This is a genomic window from Noviherbaspirillum sp. (assembly GCF_035254685.1).
GTDB lineage: Bacteria > Pseudomonadota > Gammaproteobacteria > Burkholderiales > Burkholderiaceae_D > Noviherbaspirillum.
The window spans coordinates 79161-95883 of the sequence record NZ_DATFAI010000032.1 but is presented as its reverse complement, the minus strand read 5'-3'; the positions used below and the strand labels follow the sequence as shown (position 1 = coordinate 95883).

The 16723-nt window shown below is 60.0% G+C and carries 19 protein-coding genes, 1 tRNA gene and 1 other RNA gene; 10 read left to right on the top strand and 11 right to left on the bottom strand.

Features of this window, described 5'->3' with window-relative positions:
- Positions 1-43: 43 nt before the first annotated feature.
- Positions 44-1078, top strand: coding sequence for a nicotinate-nucleotide--dimethylbenzimidazole phosphoribosyltransferase (gene cobT / locus VJ698_RS15035; protein ID WP_324103590.1), 1035 nt, complete (start codon positions 44-46; stop codon positions 1076-1078).
- 332 nt (positions 1079-1410) lie between these two features.
- Here cobT and VJ698_RS15030 read toward each other — a convergent pair whose 3' ends face one another.
- Positions 1411-3075, bottom strand: coding sequence for a site-specific integrase (locus VJ698_RS15030; protein ID WP_324103589.1), 1665 nt, complete (start codon positions 3073-3075; stop codon positions 1411-1413).
- 90 nt (positions 3076-3165) lie between these two features.
- A tRNA-Ala gene (locus tag VJ698_RS15025) sits at positions 3166-3241 on the bottom strand.
- A gap of 154 nt (positions 3242-3395) precedes the next feature.
- Between VJ698_RS15025 and VJ698_RS15020 the strand changes: the two genes are divergently transcribed.
- The 5 genes from VJ698_RS15020 (at position 3396) to VJ698_RS15000 (ending at position 5556) form a co-directional block, all read left to right on the top strand.
- Positions 3396-3614 carry a DUF904 domain-containing protein gene (locus VJ698_RS15020; protein WP_324103588.1) on the top strand — a complete coding sequence of 73 codons (219 nt, stop codon included), beginning with the start codon at positions 3396-3398 and terminating at the stop codon, positions 3612-3614.
- Entirely contained in the window at positions 3611-3922 is a 312-nt protein-coding gene (locus VJ698_RS15015) for a cell division protein ZapA (RefSeq protein ID WP_324103587.1), read from the top strand. The genes VJ698_RS15020 and VJ698_RS15015 overlap by 4 nt, the downstream gene beginning before the upstream one ends.
- A gap of 90 nt (positions 3923-4012) precedes the next feature.
- Positions 4013-4193: non-coding RNA, 6S RNA (gene ssrS / locus VJ698_RS15010), on the top strand.
- A gap of 83 nt (positions 4194-4276) precedes the next feature.
- A complete protein-coding gene (locus VJ698_RS15005; protein ID WP_324103586.1) occupies positions 4277-4735 on the top strand; it encodes an EVE domain-containing protein in 459 nt (152 codons plus the stop codon).
- A 17-nt stretch (positions 4736-4752) separates the two neighbouring features.
- The gene (locus VJ698_RS15000) at positions 4753-5556 is read left to right on the top strand and encodes a sulfite exporter TauE/SafE family protein (RefSeq protein ID WP_324103585.1); all 804 of its coding nucleotides are present in this window, start codon (positions 4753-4755) and stop codon (positions 5554-5556) included.
- Between the two features lie 24 nt (positions 5557-5580).
- Here VJ698_RS15000 and VJ698_RS14995 read toward each other — a convergent pair whose 3' ends face one another.
- Genes VJ698_RS14995 through VJ698_RS14980 form a run of 4 tightly spaced genes read right to left on the bottom strand, consistent with a single transcriptional unit; the run spans position 5581 to position 9566 of the window.
- Positions 5581-7089 carry a malonyl-CoA synthase gene (locus VJ698_RS14995; RefSeq protein ID WP_324103584.1) on the bottom strand — a complete coding sequence of 503 codons (1509 nt, stop codon included), beginning with the start codon at positions 7087-7089 and terminating at the stop codon, positions 5581-5583.
- A gap of 9 nt (positions 7090-7098) precedes the next feature.
- Entirely contained in the window at positions 7099-7872 is a 774-nt protein-coding gene (locus tag VJ698_RS14990) for an enoyl-CoA hydratase/isomerase family protein (protein WP_324103583.1), read from the bottom strand.
- The gene (gene lgt / locus VJ698_RS14985) at positions 7872-8669 is read right to left on the bottom strand and encodes a prolipoprotein diacylglyceryl transferase (protein ID WP_324103582.1); all 798 of its coding nucleotides are present in this window, start codon (positions 8667-8669) and stop codon (positions 7872-7874) included. Before lgt ends, VJ698_RS14990 begins: the two co-directional genes overlap by 1 nt.
- Positions 8670-9566, bottom strand: coding sequence for a LysR substrate-binding domain-containing protein (locus VJ698_RS14980; protein WP_324103581.1), 897 nt, complete (start codon positions 9564-9566; stop codon positions 8670-8672).
- Between the two features lie 129 nt (positions 9567-9695).
- Between VJ698_RS14980 and ilvD the strand changes: the two genes are divergently transcribed.
- Entirely contained in the window at positions 9696-11570 is a 1875-nt protein-coding gene (gene ilvD, locus VJ698_RS14975) for a dihydroxy-acid dehydratase (RefSeq protein ID WP_324103580.1), read from the top strand.
- A gap of 59 nt (positions 11571-11629) precedes the next feature.
- Here the strand turns inward: ilvD and VJ698_RS14970 are convergent, their stop codons facing one another.
- Positions 11630-11848 (bottom strand): TIGR04438 family Trp-rich protein, encoded by a 219-nt coding sequence (locus VJ698_RS14970; RefSeq protein WP_324103579.1) that lies wholly within the window; start codon positions 11846-11848, stop codon positions 11630-11632.
- A gap of 162 nt (positions 11849-12010) precedes the next feature.
- Here VJ698_RS14970 and VJ698_RS14965 point away from each other — a divergent pair, with 162 nt between their 5' ends.
- Positions 12011-12319: a c-type cytochrome gene (locus tag VJ698_RS14965; RefSeq protein WP_324103578.1), complete on the top strand. Its 309-nt coding sequence runs from the start codon at positions 12011-12013 to the stop codon at positions 12317-12319.
- Positions 12232-12507: an effector-associated constant component EACC1 gene (locus tag VJ698_RS24610; RefSeq protein WP_414691165.1), complete on the top strand. Its 276-nt coding sequence runs from the start codon at positions 12232-12234 to the stop codon at positions 12505-12507. The genes VJ698_RS14965 and VJ698_RS24610 overlap by 88 nt, the downstream gene beginning before the upstream one ends.
- Here VJ698_RS24610 and VJ698_RS14960 read toward each other — a convergent pair.
- Positions 12465-13619, bottom strand: coding sequence for a branched-chain amino acid ABC transporter substrate-binding protein (locus VJ698_RS14960; protein ID WP_324103577.1), 1155 nt, complete (start codon positions 13617-13619; stop codon positions 12465-12467). The two genes, VJ698_RS24610 and VJ698_RS14960, sit on opposite strands and share 43 nt — an antisense overlap.
- Before the next feature lie 220 nt (positions 13620-13839).
- Here VJ698_RS14960 and VJ698_RS14955 point away from each other — a divergent pair, with 220 nt between their 5' ends.
- On the top strand, positions 13840-14349 hold the full coding sequence (locus tag VJ698_RS14955; protein WP_324103576.1) for an Lrp/AsnC family transcriptional regulator: 510 nt from the start codon (positions 13840-13842) through the stop codon (positions 14347-14349).
- A 1-nt stretch (position 14350) separates the two neighbouring features.
- Here VJ698_RS14955 and VJ698_RS14950 read toward each other — a convergent pair whose 3' ends face one another.
- The 3 genes from VJ698_RS14950 to VJ698_RS14940 form a co-directional block, all read right to left on the bottom strand.
- Complete coding sequence (locus VJ698_RS14950; RefSeq protein ID WP_324103575.1) at positions 14351-15655, bottom strand: D-amino acid dehydrogenase; 1305 nt, start codon at positions 15653-15655, stop codon at positions 14351-14353.
- 248 nt (positions 15656-15903) lie between these two features.
- Positions 15904-16299 carry a hypothetical protein gene (locus VJ698_RS14945; protein ID WP_324103574.1) on the bottom strand — a complete coding sequence of 132 codons (396 nt, stop codon included), beginning with the start codon at positions 16297-16299 and terminating at the stop codon, positions 15904-15906.
- Positions 16296-16721 (bottom strand): DNA polymerase III subunit chi, encoded by a 426-nt coding sequence (locus VJ698_RS14940; RefSeq protein ID WP_324103573.1) that lies wholly within the window; start codon positions 16719-16721, stop codon positions 16296-16298. The genes VJ698_RS14945 and VJ698_RS14940 overlap by 4 nt, the downstream gene beginning before the upstream one ends.
- Positions 16722-16723 lie beyond the last annotated feature (2 nt).

Genomic DNA, 16723 nt, shown 5'->3' with positions numbered 1-16723 from the left:
AATTTAACGGAAAGGACATGCGCTTCGAGCGCGTGCAATACAGATGCATATCCCCCACATCGAATCAATTCAAAATCCCATGCTGTCGGCCCGCCTGGACGCGGTGATCGATAACAAGACCAAGCCGCGGGGCAGTCTGGGCATGCTGGAGTCACTGGCAAAGCAAGTCGGTCTGATCCAGAAGACGACGCGCCCGGCCCTGGTACAGCCCACGATCCTGGTGTTTGCCGGCGACCATGGCATCGTCGCTGAAAACGTGTCGGCATTCCCGCAGAGCGTCACCTGGCAGATGGTGGAGAACTTCCTCGCGGAGGGCGCAGCAATCAATGTCTTTGCGCGCCAGAACACGATTGCGCTGAAGGTAATTGATGCCGGCGTCAATCACGATTTTGGCTCGCGTGAGGGATTGATCAACCGGAAAGTCGGTCCGGGCACGCGCAATTTTGTCGATACGTCCGCGATGACGAAAGACGAATGCGCACGCGCGATGCAGCATGGCATGGCGCTGGTGAAGGAGCTGGAGGGCAATGTGATCGGTTTCGGCGAAATGGGCATCGGCAATACCACGCCTGCTGCGGCGATCCTGCACAAAATAACGGGCATGTCGGTGGCCGAATGCACTGGCGCCGGTACCGGACTGACAACTGAAGGCATTTCTCACAAACAGCGTGTGATCGAGCGTGCGGTGGCACATCATGAAGCGGTCGTCGAACCGCTGGACATTCTGGCAACCTTTGGCGGCTATGAAATTGCGATGATGGCCGGCGCCATGCTGCAAGCTGCCGAGCAACGCATGGTGCTGCTGATTGACGGCTTCATCGTCACCAGTGCACTCATGATCGCCGCCAGGATCAATCCCGCTGTCCTGGATTACTGCGTGTTTTCCCATTGCTCGGATGAGCAGGGCCACAAGGCAATGCTGCGATATTTCGACGCGCGACCGTTGCTGCAACTGAGCTTGCGACTGGGCGAGGGTACCGGCGGCGCGCTCGCGTATCCTCTGCTGCAAGCGGCCGTCAATTTTCTGAACGAGATGGCGACCTTCGAGTCGGCGCAAGTCAGTGAGCAAGTGGCCTAGCACAGATATTTCACCAGGCCAGCCCTCAACTTGATCGGAATCTGCATGTTTGTTGCGGATACGGCGTGCGACGACCGTATTCAATTTGTACTGCTGGTCTACGCAGGGGCCTGCGACGGTCCTCAGCACGGCGCGTGTCCGACGGGCCTGGTGATGCGGTGGCATTGGCGCGCATGGCCCGCCGGTATACAAATCTCGTTCACCTCGAGTCGGCGCGCAGGGCTCTTGCCGGTGTTCCGCCGCGAGGACAGGCCTGGCCCGTCCAGCGGGAGCTGTCGGCGATAACATGACAGCCCTTGCCGTCGCGCCCGTGCACGAAGTGCCTGGCCGCACTATCCGAGCGTGGGCAAGTCCTTCGGCACCCAATACTTGGGATGATCGATCCCATAGTCGACGCGGGCCAGCTGTTCCGCAATCTGCTGGAGCGGTGTCTCTCCACCGTAGTGCTGGTCGTTCACGCTTTTTGTCGCGTGTCCGATCAGGCGGCTGCGGTGCTCCAATGTCATGCCCTTCTTTTGAAGAATGCCATTTAATGTGCTGCGGAAGGAGTGAAAGACCTTCTTGCGTTCCCGGTACACGCCATAACGCTTCGTGTACTCGCGGAATGTGCGCGAGGGAATACGCCCGTAACCGGACTTTGGCTCATAGGTCAACTCAGGAAAGAGACGCTTGTGGCCAAGCGACTTGACGTACTCGAGGTAGAGATCCAGCCCGATCTCGATCAGTTTCGGGTGAATCGGAACGAGGCGTCGTGCAGCGTCCGTCTTCACGCTCTTGCGAAAGTCTTCGCGGCTCACTTCGGGCGAATACAGTTCACCATCGTGTTCATCCTCGTCCTCGGTGTCGGTGATATGGAAGCAGCGGATACCCTCTTCCGATACGACGATGTCTGCGACATCCATCTGTGCGATTTCGTTGATCCGCGCCCCGGTGTACAGTCCGATCAGGGGTATCCAGTATTGCGCGGCGGTCTTGAACAGATTGTCGCGATAATCGACGCTCTCGAACAGTATATGCAGTTCGGCATCGGTGAAGCGCAGGTAGCCGTGCTTGCCCTCACCGTTTTTCTTGCGCTGCTTGCTGGGCAGAATACCTGCAAAGCGGTCCCCTTCGGGAATGCAGCCATCGATGTAGGCCCAGCGCAGGAATGCCTTGACCACTTCGCATTTCTTGATCGCGTTTTGGGCACTCTGCCGAGGCAGATGGGTCATGGCGAGCGCATCCTTCGCGGTGAGCACTCCCTTGGCGGTGCCGCGCGTGCCTTGCCCGAAGCCCTTGGGCCAGACGCTCATTACGGATTTGAACTGGCGGATGTGGGTAGCGTCGATGTCCGCCACCGGGATATCGAAGATGCGGGCGGTCTTGCCGTTGATGACGACCGTGCGCTTTTCTGCCGTCGTCTCGTCCGGTGCGATGATTTCCCGGAAATGACGCAGGGCCGGCTCGTAGGCGCCCGGCCAGGTGCTGGCGCTGGCCCAGCGCTCTTCGAGCTCCATGTCTTGCTTGTAGCGCAGGATGGCGTCGGACAGCCACTCGCCGCGGCCGTCATTGCCCTGCTGACGCAGCAGTGTGCGCGTTTCCCGGATCTCGCGCGCGCTGGGCACAAACGTCGCGCGCTGGAACGGGTTCTCCAGCACTTCGAGGGGCACCCGGCCATTTTCCATCATCGCGTGGATGATCACGCTCAAGTCGTTCGGATCGTCGCCCGGTTGCCGGGTGACCTGCAAGCGGCCATCCGCAGCCTTGCCGATCAGCCATTGACTGGCTTCATTGTCGTAGCGCATCGCTGTCTCCATCGTCTTCGATTGCAGGAACAAGTCGTACGCCGCAGCGAAGCGCCGCGCCGCCGTTTTGGCCAGCCGCGGATTGCGCGTGTGGAGCGAGCGCCGGATTTCACGCGGCAATACAGGATAGGACAGGCGCCAGGCGCGCGGGATGACGACGCGCAGATAATAGATGCCGAGGCGGTTGCGGACGAGGTAGGAGGGCAGTTGCATGGAGTAAGTGGAGCACTGGTGTGTGCCACTTCGTGCCGTTCCATGAACCGCGAAAGGAAAAAGTCGGAAAATCAGCGACTTACGGAGTAGTGGTGGAGCGGAGGAGGATCGAACTCCCGACCTTCGCATTGCGAACGCGACGCTCTCCCAGCTGAGCTACCGCCCCACGAAGCCTTGATTTTATTGACTCGGGCTGTTTGATGCAAGGGGTCAATGGGATTTGCTTGATCAAAATGCGAATTTCAGAAATGTTTTCAAAAAACGTCCCCAAGTGATTGAATCTATTGACGGAAATTCGTCCCGGCCACTATAGTGACGGGATGATTTCCGATTTTCATCAACTTTCCGAAAAAGTCACGCAGCTGGCTGAACTGGCCCAATCCCTGCGCAGGGAAAATGCTGACTTGCGCCTGACGCTTGCTTCGCTCTCGGCGGAGAATGCTGAACTTTCCAGGCGTATCGAGGAGGCCTATCACCGTGTTTCCGCCCTGCTGGAAAAAATTCCGGTGGCGGGCGAGACGAATGAGGAGGCAGCATGATCCAGCTCGATGTCACGATCATGGGCATACCCTATCGCCTCGCATGCAGGGAAGGTGAAGAAGCCGCGTTGAAGCAGGCTGTCGACTACCTGAACGACAGGATGTGTGCGATCCGCGATGCCGGAAAGGTGAAGGGCAACGATCGCATTGCCGTCATGGCCGCGCTCGGCATCGCTGCCGAATTGCTTGCGACCAAGTCCGAGGACGGCCCGTTCTCGGGAATGACCGTGTCGGAAGTGAATCAGAAAATTGCAGCAATGCATACCGTCCTGGACGCGGCGCTTGCGCCCCAGCAGGACCTCTTCTGAGCGCACCTGCCAGCACGAATTCCGCCCCGGAATCCCGCCCGAAATTTTTCCGCAAAGTCTTTGACAAGGGGCGTGATTCAGGTACACTAAAGTCTCCTGCCGTGTTCGCGATTGCCATATATTCCTTGAACCATTTATGTGCATAGGTCGTGGAAATTTGTTCGATGGGCGTGCGCGTCGCTAGTCCGATGAACCCGAAATTGAACTAACTGCGACCACCTTGAACCGTAAGGTTCGGGATGCCGGCAAAGACGGCACAGGCGGGACTGATTCACGAGCGGCTGCATTCATGCAGCCGCTTTTTTATGTGCGCTTCGTTTGCGTCGGCGCTCACTTCGTGATGAGGACACGACTATGCAGTACTGGCTGATGAAATCTGAACCGGACGAGGTAAGCATCGACGATGCACTCGCCGCGCCGAAGCAGACGGTGCCGTGGTTCGGCGTGCGCAACTACCAGGCGCGCAACTTCATGCGCGACATGATGCATGTTGGCGATGGGGTGCTGTTCTATCACTCCAGTTGCGCCGAACCCGGCATCGCGGGCATTGCCGAGGTCGCCAGCTCACCCTATCCAGACGAGACCCAGTTCGACCCGAAAAGCAGCTACTACGATCCGAAGTCCACACGCGAGAATCCGCGCTGGATGCTGGTCGACGTGCGCGCCGTGAAAAAGACACGGCTCATGACCTTGCCTGAACTGCGCGCGCTTCCGGAATTGGCCGACATGCAGATCCTCCGTCGCGGCAACCGCCTCTCCATCACTCCAGTCACGCCATCCGAGTGGCGGTGTATCATCAAGCACATTTCATAATCTCGGGAAACATTCGGATGGACATCTCCCTGGTTGCAGGGCTGCTGGTGCTTGGCGCAGCGGTCGGGTTTGCCGCGGGGCTGCTCGGCATTGGCGGTGGCATGCTGCTGGTGCCTTTCATGACCATGCTGCTGACGGCGAAGCATTTTCCGCACGAGCAGATCGTCCACATGGCGATTGCGACGTCGCTTGGCACTATCATGTTCACTTCGCTGTCGTCAGTGCGCGCGCATCACTCCCGTGGAGCAGTGCTGTGGAATGTGGTGAAGCTGCTGGCGCCCGGCATTCTCATTGGTTCCTGGATCGGTCCGTGGATCGGGGCGCAGATGAATTCCTCTGCGCTGGCACTGTCTTTCGCCGTATTCGTTGCGTTCTCCGCGACGCAGATGCTGCTCGACAAGAAGCCGGCAGGCTCGCGTGAATTGCCGAAGCCGCCGGGCATGTTTGCGGCCGGCGGCGTGATCGGTACGCTGGCGGGACTCGTGGGCGCGGGAGGCGGATTCGTCTCCGTTCCCTTCATGACGTGGTGCAACGTCAAGATTCACAATGCGGTGGCAACCAGCGCTGCGCTCGGTTTTCCGATCGCGCTCGCTGGCACCCTGTCCAACATTTACTTCGGCATGAAAGTGCCCGACCTGCCTTCCGGCTCGCTGGGTTACATCTACCTGCCGGCACTGTTCGTGATCTCGCTTGCCAGCGTGACCACCGCGCCGCTCGGTGCGAAGACCGCGCACAATCTGCCAGTGAAAAGCCTGAAGAAGATTTTTGCCCTCATGCTGTACCTGCTGGCAGCGTACATGATGGTCAAGGCATTTCGTTAGTGGCAGGAGAGCCGCCTCACAGGCTCAGGCATTCTTGAACTGTTCTCGCAACACATTCTTCTGCACCTTGCCCATCGTGTTGCGCGGCAGGTCCTGCAGGAAGAACACGCGCTTCGGCACCTTGAAATTCGCGATGCGCGACTTGAGGTAAGCGATGACATCGACCTCGGTCAGTGTCGAACCGGGACGCGGCACAATGACGGCAGTCACCGCTTCGCCGAAGTCATGGTGCGGCACACCGACTACCGCCGATTCGGTCACACCCTCCATCTCGTCGATGAAGGATTCGATTTCCTTTGGATACACGTTGTAGCCGCCCGAGATGATCAGGTCTTTGCTCCGCCCGACAATCGACAGATAGCCGTCGGCATCGAACTTGCCCACATCGCCCGTCTTGAAATAAGCATCAGCCGTGAATTCTTCCGCCGTCTTTTCCGGCATGCGCCAGTAACCCTTGAAGACATTCGGACCCTTGACCTGGATGTCGCCGATCTCATCGGCCGCGCACGGCGTGCCGTCGCCTTTCACTACGCGCACCGACACGCCGGTCAGCGGCAGGCCGACCGTGCCTCCCTTGCGCTTGCCTTCATACGGGTTCGACACCAGCATCGTGGTTTCGCTCATGCCGTAACGTTCGAGGATGGTGTGGCCGGTGCGCTCGATGAACTCATTGAACGTGTCGGTCAGCAGCGGCGCCGAGCCGGAGACGAACAGCCTCATGTTCGCACAGGCTTTCCTGTCGAACGACGCCTCGGCCAGCAGGCGGACATAGTAGGTCGGCACGCCCATGAACACCGTGGAGCGCGGCAGGTGGCGCATCACATCTGCGGCATCGAATTTCGGCAGGAAAATCATCTTGCTGCCGTTGAGCAGCGCGCCATGCGATGCGACGAACAGGCCGTGTACATGGAACAGCGGCAGTGCATGCAGCAGCACGTCGCCCGGCTGCCAGTGCCAGTAGTCGTGCAGCACCTTGGCATTGGAGGCGAGGTTATCGTGCGTCAGCATGGCGCCCTTGCTGCGGCCGGTGGTTCCCGAGGTGTACAGGATCGCAGCGAGATCGTCGGGACGGCGTTCGACGGTGTCGAAACTGTTCGACTGCAACGCGGCGCGCACCAGCAACGATCCCTGTCGGTCGTCGCCCAGCGTGAAGACATGCTGCGTGCCGCACTTGAAGGCGATCTTCGACACCCAGCCGAAGTTCTGCGGCGAGCAGACCACGACAGCAGGTTCGGCATTGCCGACGAAATATTCGATCTCCGCCGCGCGATACGCGGTATTGAGGGGCAGATAGATATAGCCGGCGCGGATGGTCGCGAGATAGAGGATCAGCGCTTCCGGCGATTTCTCGACCTGCACCGCGATGCGTGAATCCTTCGGCAGGTTGAGACCGGCGAGGAGGTTGGCGATTTTCGCAGTGGCACGATCGAGGTCGTTCCATGTGTAGAACAGGCCATCATGCGTTTCGATGCAGCAGGAAGCGCGGTCTTGCGGAAAGCGGGAAGTGAAGAGAGCGTACAGGTTGGCGTTCATGGCGGGAAGTTATTTTCCTGAAAATACCGGTTTGCGCTTGTTGAGAAAAGTTTGGACGCCTTCGCGGTAATCCTGCGAGGCGAGAAAGGAGAAGGCGTCGTGCAGTTCCTGCTCGGTCAGCGGCTCGGGCTGTGCGGCCAGCCGATTGACAAGGCGCTTGTTCATGCGCGCGGCGAGCGGCGCACCCTGCGCAATGCGGGAGGCGGTCTTGCCGGCCTCCGCATGCACGTCCGAAGCAATGCGATGGATCAGTCCCTTGTCCTTCGCTTCGGCAGCATCGAACACGCGGCCTTCCAGCAGGATTTCCAGCACGACGGCCTTACCGACCAGCTGCAGCAGGCTCTGCAGTTCGCCGGGCGCTAGCGGAAAGCCGAGGCGATTGATCGGGATGCCGAAACGAGCCGAGGGTGCGGCGATCCGCAGATCGCAGGCGCAGGCGATTTCCAGGCCGCCGCCGACGCAGACGCCTTCGATCGCTGCGATGGTCGGGTGCTGGCATTGCGGCACGGCGTGCAGCGCCTGCGCAATGGTTTCGGTGTGGTAGCGGATGCCCTGTGCCATCGTATTGCGCACGGTAGAAAATTCCTCCACGTCGGCGCCCGCCGCGAAATTGCCTTCGTCGCCGCGCACGATCACGCAGCGCAGCGACTCATCCTGCGACAGCACGGTAAAGGCATGCGCCAGCGCCTTCCACATCGCCACATCGATGGCATTGAGCTTGTGCGGATTGGACAGGATGATAGTGGCGACGACGTCTTTTTTCTCTATGCGAATTTCCGACATTAGCTTCGATGCCTGCGGTAGGTGACGATGAGGGCGACCGCACCGAAAACGATCATCGGCAGCGACAGCATCTGTCCGGCGGAGATGGTGATGCCGGCGAAACTGACTTCATAGTCTGGCGTGCGGAAGTATTCGGTGAAGAAGCGCGCCATGCCGTACAGCATGACGAACATCGCGCCCACCGCCAGCGGCGGACGTGGCTTGCGCGCGTAGATCCACAGGATGATGAACAGCAGCAGGCCATCGACCAGCGCCTGGTAGATCGGCGAGGGATGGCGCGGCAGGTTGTCGACGTTCGGCCAGATCATCGCCCACGGCAGCGAAGGGTCGGCGACGCGGCCCGGCAATTCCGCGTTGATGAAATTGCCGATGCGCCCGGCGGCATAACCGAGCGGCACCATCGGTGCGATGAAATCGTACACATCAATGAGATTCTTGCCGGCCTTGCGCGCCCACAGCCACATTGCAATCAGCACGCCGAGGAAACCACCATGGAAGGACATGCCACCCTTCCATATGGCGATGATTTCGAGCGGGTGGGTGAAGTAATACTCCGGATGGTAGAACAGCACTTCACCCAGCCGGCCGCCGAGCACGACGCCCAGCACGCCATAGAACAGCATGTCGTCCAGCTGCTCAGGCTTCCAGCCGGCGGCCGCCATGTGCGGCTGACGTGCGCGGACGCGTCCGAGAACGATGAACTGGATGAAGCCGAACAGGTACATCAGGCCGTACCAGTGCACCTTGAGCGGGCCAATAGAGAAAGCGATCGGATCGGGAAGTGGATGTATCAGCATTTATCGTTTCTTTCGCAGTAATTCGAGAAAGGTATGCAGCACCGGGGACATGTTGTCGCGTCGCCATGCCAGTCCGGTCTCGATGGACACGGGCTTACCGGAAAGCGTCTTGTATTCGACGCCGGGGCGCTTCAGGTTCGACACGGATTGTGGCACAAGCGCGATGCCCATGCCTGCGGAAACGAGCCCGACGATGGTTTGCATCTGGATCGCTTCCTGGCCAATATGTGGCGTCAGACCGGCGTCGCGGAAACAGCCGACGATCGCGTCATGGAAAGCGGGCGCGATGCGCCGTGGGAAAATGATCAGCGGCATGTCCGATATGCTGCCGAGTGACACCTCGCGCTTGCCGCGCAAGGCTTTCAGGCCCTTCGGCGCGGCCAGCACCAGCGGCTCGGAGAATACTCTCAGGTAGTCAAGTTCCGCCTTGACCTTGTCCTGGAGCGGCGCAATCAGCAGACCGGCATCGATCCGGTTCTGCATCAGGTCTTCCAGTTGCACATCTGTGGTGGCTTCGCGCAACTCGATACGAACCTGCGGATGACGTTCGCGGAATTCCCGCAGGAGCGGCGGCAAAACGCTGTAATCGGCGGTGGAGACGAAGGACAGTGACAGCAGGCCGGATTCGCCCGAAGCAGCGCGCCGAGCCAGATCGGGCAGCGCGCCGGCCTGCTGCAATATGCGACGTGCTTCGGGTAGCAAGGCAGCGCCGGCGGGCGTCAGGGCGACGCGACGCTTGGTGCGGGCAAAAAGCGGTGTACCGAGGGCGGCTTCCAGCGACTGGATGGTTTGCGACAGCGGCGGCTGCGTCATGTGCAGGCGCACGGCGGCGCGCCCGAAGTGGCTCTCCTCGGCCACCGCGACAAAATAGCGCAATTGCCGCAGCTCAATATTCATATGCAATTCGAATTAATAGGCAATGAATCATATATTTGACACGCAGCTTCGCGCAAGGCAATCTAGTTCCTTTATCGTGACGCCGCCTGAAGCAGGCGACTGGACGCAGATTCATTTCCGGAGAGTGACATGCCGCAATACCGTTCCCGCACCACCACCCATGGCCGCAACATGGCCGGCGCACGCGCATTATGGCGCGCCACCGGCATGAAGGATAGCGACTTCAGCAAGCCGATCATCGCCGTGGTCAATTCGTTCACCCAGTTCGTGCCGGGCCACGTGCACCTGAAGGACATGGGGCAGCTGGTCGCGCGCGAGATCGAGGCAGCCGGCGGCGTGGCGAAGGAATTCAATACCATCGCAGTGGACGACGGCATCGCCATGGGCCACGGCGGCATGCTGTATTCGCTGCCGTCGCGCGAGCTGATCGCCGACTCGGTCGAGTATATGGTCAACGCGCACTGCGCCGACGCGATGGTCTGCATTTCCAACTGCGACAAGATCACCCCCGGCATGCTGATGGCCGCGATGCGTCTGAACATCCCGGTGGTGTTCGTCTCCGGCGGCCCGATGGAGGCCGGCAAGGTGATCGAGGCATTGCACGGCAAGCAGGAAGGATCGCAGAAGATCATCAAGGTCGACCTGATCGATGCCATGATCCAGGCCGGCGACCCGACCGTATCCGATGCGCAGGTAGCCGACATCGAGCGCTCCGCCTGCCCGACCTGCGGTTCCTGCTCCGGCATGTTCACCGCGAATTCCATGAACTGCCTGACTGAAGCGTTAGGCCTGTCCCTGCCGGGCAACGGCACGACGGTGGCGACGCATGCCGACCGCAAGCAGTTGTTCCTGCGCGCCGGCCGCCTGGTCGTGGACCTGGCCAAGCGCTATTACGAGCAGGACGATGCTTCCATCCTGCCGCGCAGCATCGCCACCAAGGCAGCCTTCGAGAATGCGATGGCGCTCGATGTGTCGATGGGCGGCTCGACCAACACCGTACTGCACCTGCTGGCCGCAGCGCAGGAAGCCGGCGTGGATTTCACGATGGCCGACATTGATCGCATCTCGCGCAAGGTACCTTGCCTTTGCAAGGTGGCGCCCGCAACCCAGGATTACCACATCGAGGACGTGCACCGCGCAGGCGGCATCATGGCTATCCTCGGCGAACTCAACCGTGCCGGCCTGCTGGAGACTAACTTGCCGACCGTGCATAGCAAGACGCTGGGCGAAGCGATCGCCGCCAACGATATCGTGACGAACCAGGATGAAGCCGTACGCCAGCGCTTCCTCGCCGCTCCTGGCGGCGTGCCCACCCAGGTTGCGTTCTCGCAGGACAAGCGTTACGACAGGCTCGACACCGATCGCGCCCACGGTTGCATCCGCGACAAGGCTCATGCGTATTCGGAGGACGGCGGCCTCGCGGTCCTGTACGGCAACCTGGCCGAGAAGGGTTGCATCGTGAAGACCGCGGGCGTGGATGAAAGCATCCTGAAGTTCACCGGCAAGGCGCGCGTGTTCGAGAGCCAGGACGCGGCAGTGGAAGCCATCCTCGGCGATGTCGTGAAAGAAGGCGATGTCGTCATCATTCGCTACGAAGGCCCGAAGGGCGGGCCGGGGATGCAGGAAATGCTGTATCCGACTTCGTACATCAAATCCAAGGGGCTGGGCAAGGTCTGTGCACTGTTTACCGACGGCCGATTCTCTGGTGGTTCCTCCGGCCTGGTGATCGGCCACGCATCGCCTGAAGCGGCGGAAGGTGGCGCGATCGGCCTCGTGAACGATGGCGACACCATCGAGATCGACATCCCGGCACGCCGCATTCACTTGAGCATCAGCGATGCTGAGATGGCAGCCCGCAGGACGGCGATGGAAGCGAAGGGCGACAAGGCATGGAAGCCGGAGAACCGCCAGCGCGTCGTATCGCAGGCGCTGCAGGCTTATGCTGCGCTGGCGACATCGGCTGACCGGGGCGCGGTGCGCGACCTGTCGCAACTGAAGAGATAAGCGGTTTGTCCTGCTGATGCAACAAGGGCGGCACATGTGCCGCCCTTGTTGCTTTTGTACTAGTTCTTGAAGGTTTTCTTGACCCGTTCCTTGCGTGCTTTCTCCAACTGCTCATGCGCCTTGCGTTTGTCCAGGCCAAGCATGCGTTCGATGAATTCGAACCAGACGAAAGCCACACCGAGCAGTGCGGCAATCCACCACCAGGAAAGATCGGCAACGATGCTGACTTCAAAGTATTTCAGGATTGACAATACGACAATGGCGATGATGATAGGCATGACTACTCCGGGATTCACATTTCTTGCAGGATATTGCTAAAGAGTGTAACGGTCAATTTACACTGTCAACCGCGCAAGGAAGCTTGCCGTTTCGGAATGGAACAGGTAATGTGCATGTCCAGTTCACCGGTGAATGACCGGGATTTTTTCATGGAGAAAGTAATGAAGGGTTCTTTGTTGGTAGTTCTGGCCGCAGGTGTCCTGGTTTCCAATGCTGCGATGGCAAACGCCGATCTGGCGAAGGCGAAGAACTGCCTGGCTTGTCACTCCGTTGCGAACAAGGTCGTCGGACCGGCATTCAAGGATGTCGCTGCCAAGTACGCGGGCCAGAAAGATGCTGAAGACAAGCTCACGCAAAAGGTGCTGAAGGGTGGCAGCGGCGTGTGGGGCGCAGTCCCGATGCCCGCCAACGCACAGGTCAACGAAGCGGAAGCCCGCACCCTGGTGAAGTGGGTGCTGTCGCAGAAATAATCCCGCTCTCGGTTGATCACGAAAAAGCGCTCGCACGAGCGCTTTTTTTATTGGCGTGGCGGCGCACGCGTCCGCAGGTGATCGGCCCGGGACGAAAAAAAGCCCCGGCTGAAAACCGGGGCTTTTTGCCATCGTCGTGCTGGTGTTACTTGGTCACGGCGATCTGCTGGCGCTTGCCATCCTTGTAGGTGTACAGCGTCAGGGTGCCGTCCTTCATGTCGCCCTTGGCATCGAAGGAGATATGGCCGGTCACGCCCTTGTAGCTGGTCTTCGCCAGCTCCGGCAGGTACTTTGCCGGCTCGGCCGAACCGGCCTTCTTCATCGCTTCGACCATCACCATCACGGCGTCATAGACGTACGGTGCATACAGTTGCACGTCGTTGCCAAACTTCTTCTTGTAAGCGGCGCGGAAATCGTCCATGCCCTTCTTCTGAGAATCTTCCACGCCGCCCGCTTCTGCGCAGACGATCTGGCCCGGGGCGCCAATGGCGTCGCCAGCCAGGTTCACCAGGTTTTCGGTGCAGACGCCGTCGCCGCCCATGAACTTGGCATTGATGCCCAGCGCTTTCATCTGACGCAGCATCGGGCCGGCCACAGCGTCCATGCCGCCGAAGAAGACGGTGTCAGGATTCTTGGCCTTGATGGCGGTCAGAATGGCGTTGAAATCGGTGGCCTTGTCGTTGGTGTACTGCTGCGCCACGATCTGCGCAGCGCCACCCTTGGACTTGACGCCCTTGATGAACTCTTCCGCCACGCCCTGGCCGTAAGCAGTACGGTCGTCGATCACCGCAACGCGCTTGGCCTTGTTGATCTGCACAGCGTAACGGCCCAGCGTGCCGCCGAGCTGGCCGTCGTTGGCCACCACGCGGAAGGTGGTCTTGAAGCCTTGCTGCGTGTATTTCGGATTGGTGGCGGACGGGGAGATCTGCGGGATGCCGGCGTCGGAGTAGATCTTGGAAGCCGGGATGGTGGTGCCGGAGTTCAGGTGGCCGATCACGCCGTTGACCTTGGCATCGACCAGTTTCTGTGCAGCTGCAGTTCCTTGCTTCGGATCGGCGGCATCGTCTTCTGCGAGCAGTTCGAACTTGGCCTTCTTGCCACCGATGGTCACGCCCTTGGCGTTGAGTTCGTCGACGGCCATGCGCGCGCCGTTTTCATTGTCCTTGCCGAGGTGGGCAATGGCGCCGGAGATCGGGCCGACGTGGCCGATCTTGACGACCAGTTCCTGTGCCGATGCGGCACCTGCAAAGGCAAATGCAATCGCGCCAGCCAACGGAATCATTTTTGTCTTGAACTGCATAAAATATCCTCCTAAGGATTGAAAAAACGCAGGGTTGCTGCAACACTCACCTATTGAATGGCTATCGGAATGGTGTGGCCTGGACTGGTTTTCAGTCTTCTAGTGACGCTCCCGACAGCCGTTTATTATTCAGTTTTTCTGAACACGCAGACGGTACAACAGAAAAAACGGTTCGAAAAGAGTTTTTCTGTGGTTTTTTCAAACATTCTTCGTTTTTTATATGCCCAAATTCCATGTCCTGGACAAGGTTGATCGCAAACTGCTGAACCTTCTGCAGAAGGATAACCAGATGCCTACCCGGACTTTGGCTGAAAAGGTGCACATCTCCCAGCCGACATGCCTGCGCCGGATGAGGGAGTTGCGCGAGGCGGGCATCATCAGCGCGGACGTGTCGCTGGTTGATCCGTTTGCCCTGGGATACGGGATGCTCGCCTTCCTCGAGGTGTCGCTCAACAACCAGTCGGACGAGCACATGCAGGAATTCGAGGCGCGCATGGCGAAGGAAATCGAAGTCATGCAGTGCTACTTCGTCTCCGGAGAGTACGACTACTTCCTCGTCGTGCACGTGATCGACATGGATGCCTACTACCAGTTCGTGCGCAAGGTCATCTCCGGCTCGGGCAATGTCCGCCATTTCCAGTCGCGCTTCCCCATGAAGCGCGCGAAGTTTGCTACTCGCGTCGCTTTCGACGAAAAGCAGGCCGAGGTGCAGGTGCGTGTCGGGAAATAGACTACGCACGGGCGGTCGACGTACCGCCGGACCGGACATTGCCGTGGGCAGGCATGCCGGTGAAGGCGAAATCCACTTCCGGCCGGCGGCCCGAGACGATGTCGGCAATTGCCCGCCCCGAGCCGCAACCCATGGTCCATCCAAGCGTGCCATGCCCCGTGTTGAGGAACAGGTTGGCAAAGCGCGTCCTGCCGATATAGGGGACGTTTGACGGCGTCACGGGACGCAGGCCGGCCCAGTACATCGGATTGTCATAGTCGCAGGCGTCCGGAAACAGTTCGCGCGTGCGCCGGGTGATGGCTTCGCAGCGAGTCGTGTTCAGATCGCGACCATAACCGTTCATCTCGGCCGTACCTGCCACGCGCAGGCGGTTGCCGAGACGGGATATCACCAGTTTGTAACCGTCGTCGGTGAGCGATACCGTCGGCGCCGCATCCGGTGTGGTGACGGTGTAAGTGGCGGAGTAGCCCTTGCCGGGATAGACCATCAGCCTGATGCCGAGCGGATCGAGTAGGGGCACAGAGAAACTGCCCATGGCGACCACGAAGGCATCCGCATGCAAGACTTCGTACGTGCCATCGGGGTTGATGATTTCGACGCCGCTGATTTTTCCGTCGTCATTCAGCAGCCGCGTAATGGTTGTGTTGAACCGAAACTGCGCGCCGGCTGCGCCGGCTCTATCGGCAAGTCCGCTGGTGAATTTAAATACGTCGCCTGATTCATCCGTCGCCGTGTAGTCGCCGCCGACGATCTTGCCGGCGATGCGAGACAGTGCAGGCTCGATCTTCACAACTTCCTCCGGGCCGATGGACTGGCGCGGGCAACCCAACTCGCGCATCAGTCGTGCCGCTTCCAGCGAATGCTCGAACTCCTTGTGATCAGTGTAGAAGTGCAGGATACCGCGCGTGAGCTGGTCATATTCGATGCCGGTCTCGGCGCGCACCGCCTGCAGCGTCTGGCGGCTGTATTCGGCGATGGCGACGATCTGCCTCATGTTGTCCGCCACGCGCGCCGGCGCGCATTCACGCAGGAAGCGCAGGCCCCAGATCCATTGCTGCCACTCCGGGCGTAGGCGGAACAGCAGGGGAGCATCTTCCTTGCCCAGCCATTTGAGGATCTTCATCGGGGCCGCCGGATTGGCCCAGGGCTCCGCGTGCGAGACGGAAATCTGGCAGCCGTTGGCGAAGCTGGTTTCGCGCGCTGCGCCGGTCTGGCGATCGATGACTGTGACCTCATGCCCCGCCTTGTTCAGGAACCATGCGGATGCGGTGCCGATGATGCCGGCGCCCAGTACGATGACTTTCATGACAACAAAATCTCCGGATGTGAATGCAAGTGTCGGGCATGCCGAAAGGTGCAGGCGATCTGCATTTCCGGCGCGCTGCGTTCCTGTGTACGCCATTCCGCAGGGCATGCGCCATGCGCCCGGTCAAACATAGGAGCCTTCTGCTGCGGAGTCCTCGAGAAAACGTGATGCGTGCCGTGAACATAGCATTTGTCACGGCCGGTGATGGAGCGATTCGATGGGAATGTGTTCACGGATGAACAGGGTGTCTATTTTTTTGCAGACTGCAGCTTGCTGATTTCCTGCGTCACTGCGCGTGTGACGGCATCCTTGATGGAGTGATGCAGGCCGTCCTTGATCTCGGCAGCCAGTTTTTCGACAGCAGTCTGCAGGACATCGGCCAGGCTGTCTCGGACGCGCTGCTCGAGCACGAAATCGATGCGCTCCAGCACCTGCACGAGGACGCGCTCCCTGACCTCGTGTTCAAGGCGCTCGAACTGTTCTTCGTCAAGCGCGGCCGGAGCGATGGAAGATTTGGCGGCTGTCTCGTCCTTGAGCGGGGGCGGAGGCGGCGTCGGTGCGGCAGGCTGCTTCGGCGACGCAACCGGAGCGGGGATGATTTCGGTCAGGACTGGAATGCTCGCGTCCAGAGAGGGGTTTGTCATGCCTTGTCTGCCGTGAAATGCTGCAGTGGGTAGCCGCGCTGCTGGTAGAAACGGTAACGCTCGCGGCCTGCCAAGGTCTCGGCCTCGTCACGAGTGACGATCTCGACCATGCGCTCGAAACGCGCAAAATGCGCCGGCGTGCGGCCGGAGAGGTTGACCAGGACTTCGTAATGCGGCAACTCGGCCTGGTCGTCTTCGGTGAGAATGATCGGCGTGCTGTTCGCGTGTGGGTCGGAGAGCGGCACGTGCGGCAGGAAGTCGAGTTCCGAAAAAGTCCAGAGCGCCTGGTCCAGCGCCGCCATTTCCGGGCCGTCGCTGGTTAGCAGCACGATCTGGCAATTCGCCGTCCGCGCCTTGCGGACCAGGCGGCAGGTGTACGCGATCTTGTCCGGGACGTTGGTGTGGAAGTCGATGCGTGTCATGG

Coding starts and splice junctions, on each gene's coding strand:
- cobT (WP_324103590.1), top strand. CDS start 44: ATGCATATCCCCCACATCGAATCAATTCAAAATCCCATGCTGTCGGCC.
- VJ698_RS15030 (WP_324103589.1), bottom strand. CDS start 3,075: ATGCAACTGCCCTCCTACCTCGTCCGCAACCGCCTCGGCATCTATTAT.
- VJ698_RS15020 (WP_324103588.1), top strand. CDS start 3,396: ATGATTTCCGATTTTCATCAACTTTCCGAAAAAGTCACGCAGCTGGCT.
- VJ698_RS15015 (WP_324103587.1), top strand. CDS start 3,611: ATGATCCAGCTCGATGTCACGATCATGGGCATACCCTATCGCCTCGCA.
- VJ698_RS15005 (WP_324103586.1), top strand. CDS start 4,277: ATGCAGTACTGGCTGATGAAATCTGAACCGGACGAGGTAAGCATCGAC.
- VJ698_RS15000 (WP_324103585.1), top strand. CDS start 4,753: ATGGACATCTCCCTGGTTGCAGGGCTGCTGGTGCTTGGCGCAGCGGTC.
- VJ698_RS14995 (WP_324103584.1), bottom strand. CDS start 7,089: ATGAACGCCAACCTGTACGCTCTCTTCACTTCCCGCTTTCCGCAAGAC.
- VJ698_RS14990 (WP_324103583.1), bottom strand. CDS start 7,872: ATGTCGGAAATTCGCATAGAGAAAAAAGACGTCGTCGCCACTATCATC.
- lgt (WP_324103582.1), bottom strand. CDS start 8,669: ATGCTGATACATCCACTTCCCGATCCGATCGCTTTCTCTATTGGCCCG.
- VJ698_RS14980 (WP_324103581.1), bottom strand. CDS start 9,566: ATGAATATTGAGCTGCGGCAATTGCGCTATTTTGTCGCGGTGGCCGAG.
- ilvD (WP_324103580.1), top strand. CDS start 9,696: ATGCCGCAATACCGTTCCCGCACCACCACCCATGGCCGCAACATGGCC.
- VJ698_RS14970 (WP_324103579.1), bottom strand. CDS start 11,848: ATGCCTATCATCATCGCCATTGTCGTATTGTCAATCCTGAAATACTTT.
- VJ698_RS14965 (WP_324103578.1), top strand. CDS start 12,011: ATGAAGGGTTCTTTGTTGGTAGTTCTGGCCGCAGGTGTCCTGGTTTCC.
- VJ698_RS14960 (WP_324103577.1), bottom strand. CDS start 13,619: ATGCAGTTCAAGACAAAAATGATTCCGTTGGCTGGCGCGATTGCATTT.
- VJ698_RS14955 (WP_324103576.1), top strand. CDS start 13,840: ATGCCCAAATTCCATGTCCTGGACAAGGTTGATCGCAAACTGCTGAAC.
- VJ698_RS14950 (WP_324103575.1), bottom strand. CDS start 15,655: ATGAAAGTCATCGTACTGGGCGCCGGCATCATCGGCACCGCATCCGCA.
- VJ698_RS14945 (WP_324103574.1), bottom strand. CDS start 16,299: ATGACAAACCCCTCTCTGGACGCGAGCATTCCAGTCCTGACCGAAATC.
- VJ698_RS14940 (WP_324103573.1), bottom strand. CDS start 16,721: ATGACACGCATCGACTTCCACACCAACGTCCCGGACAAGATCGCGTAC.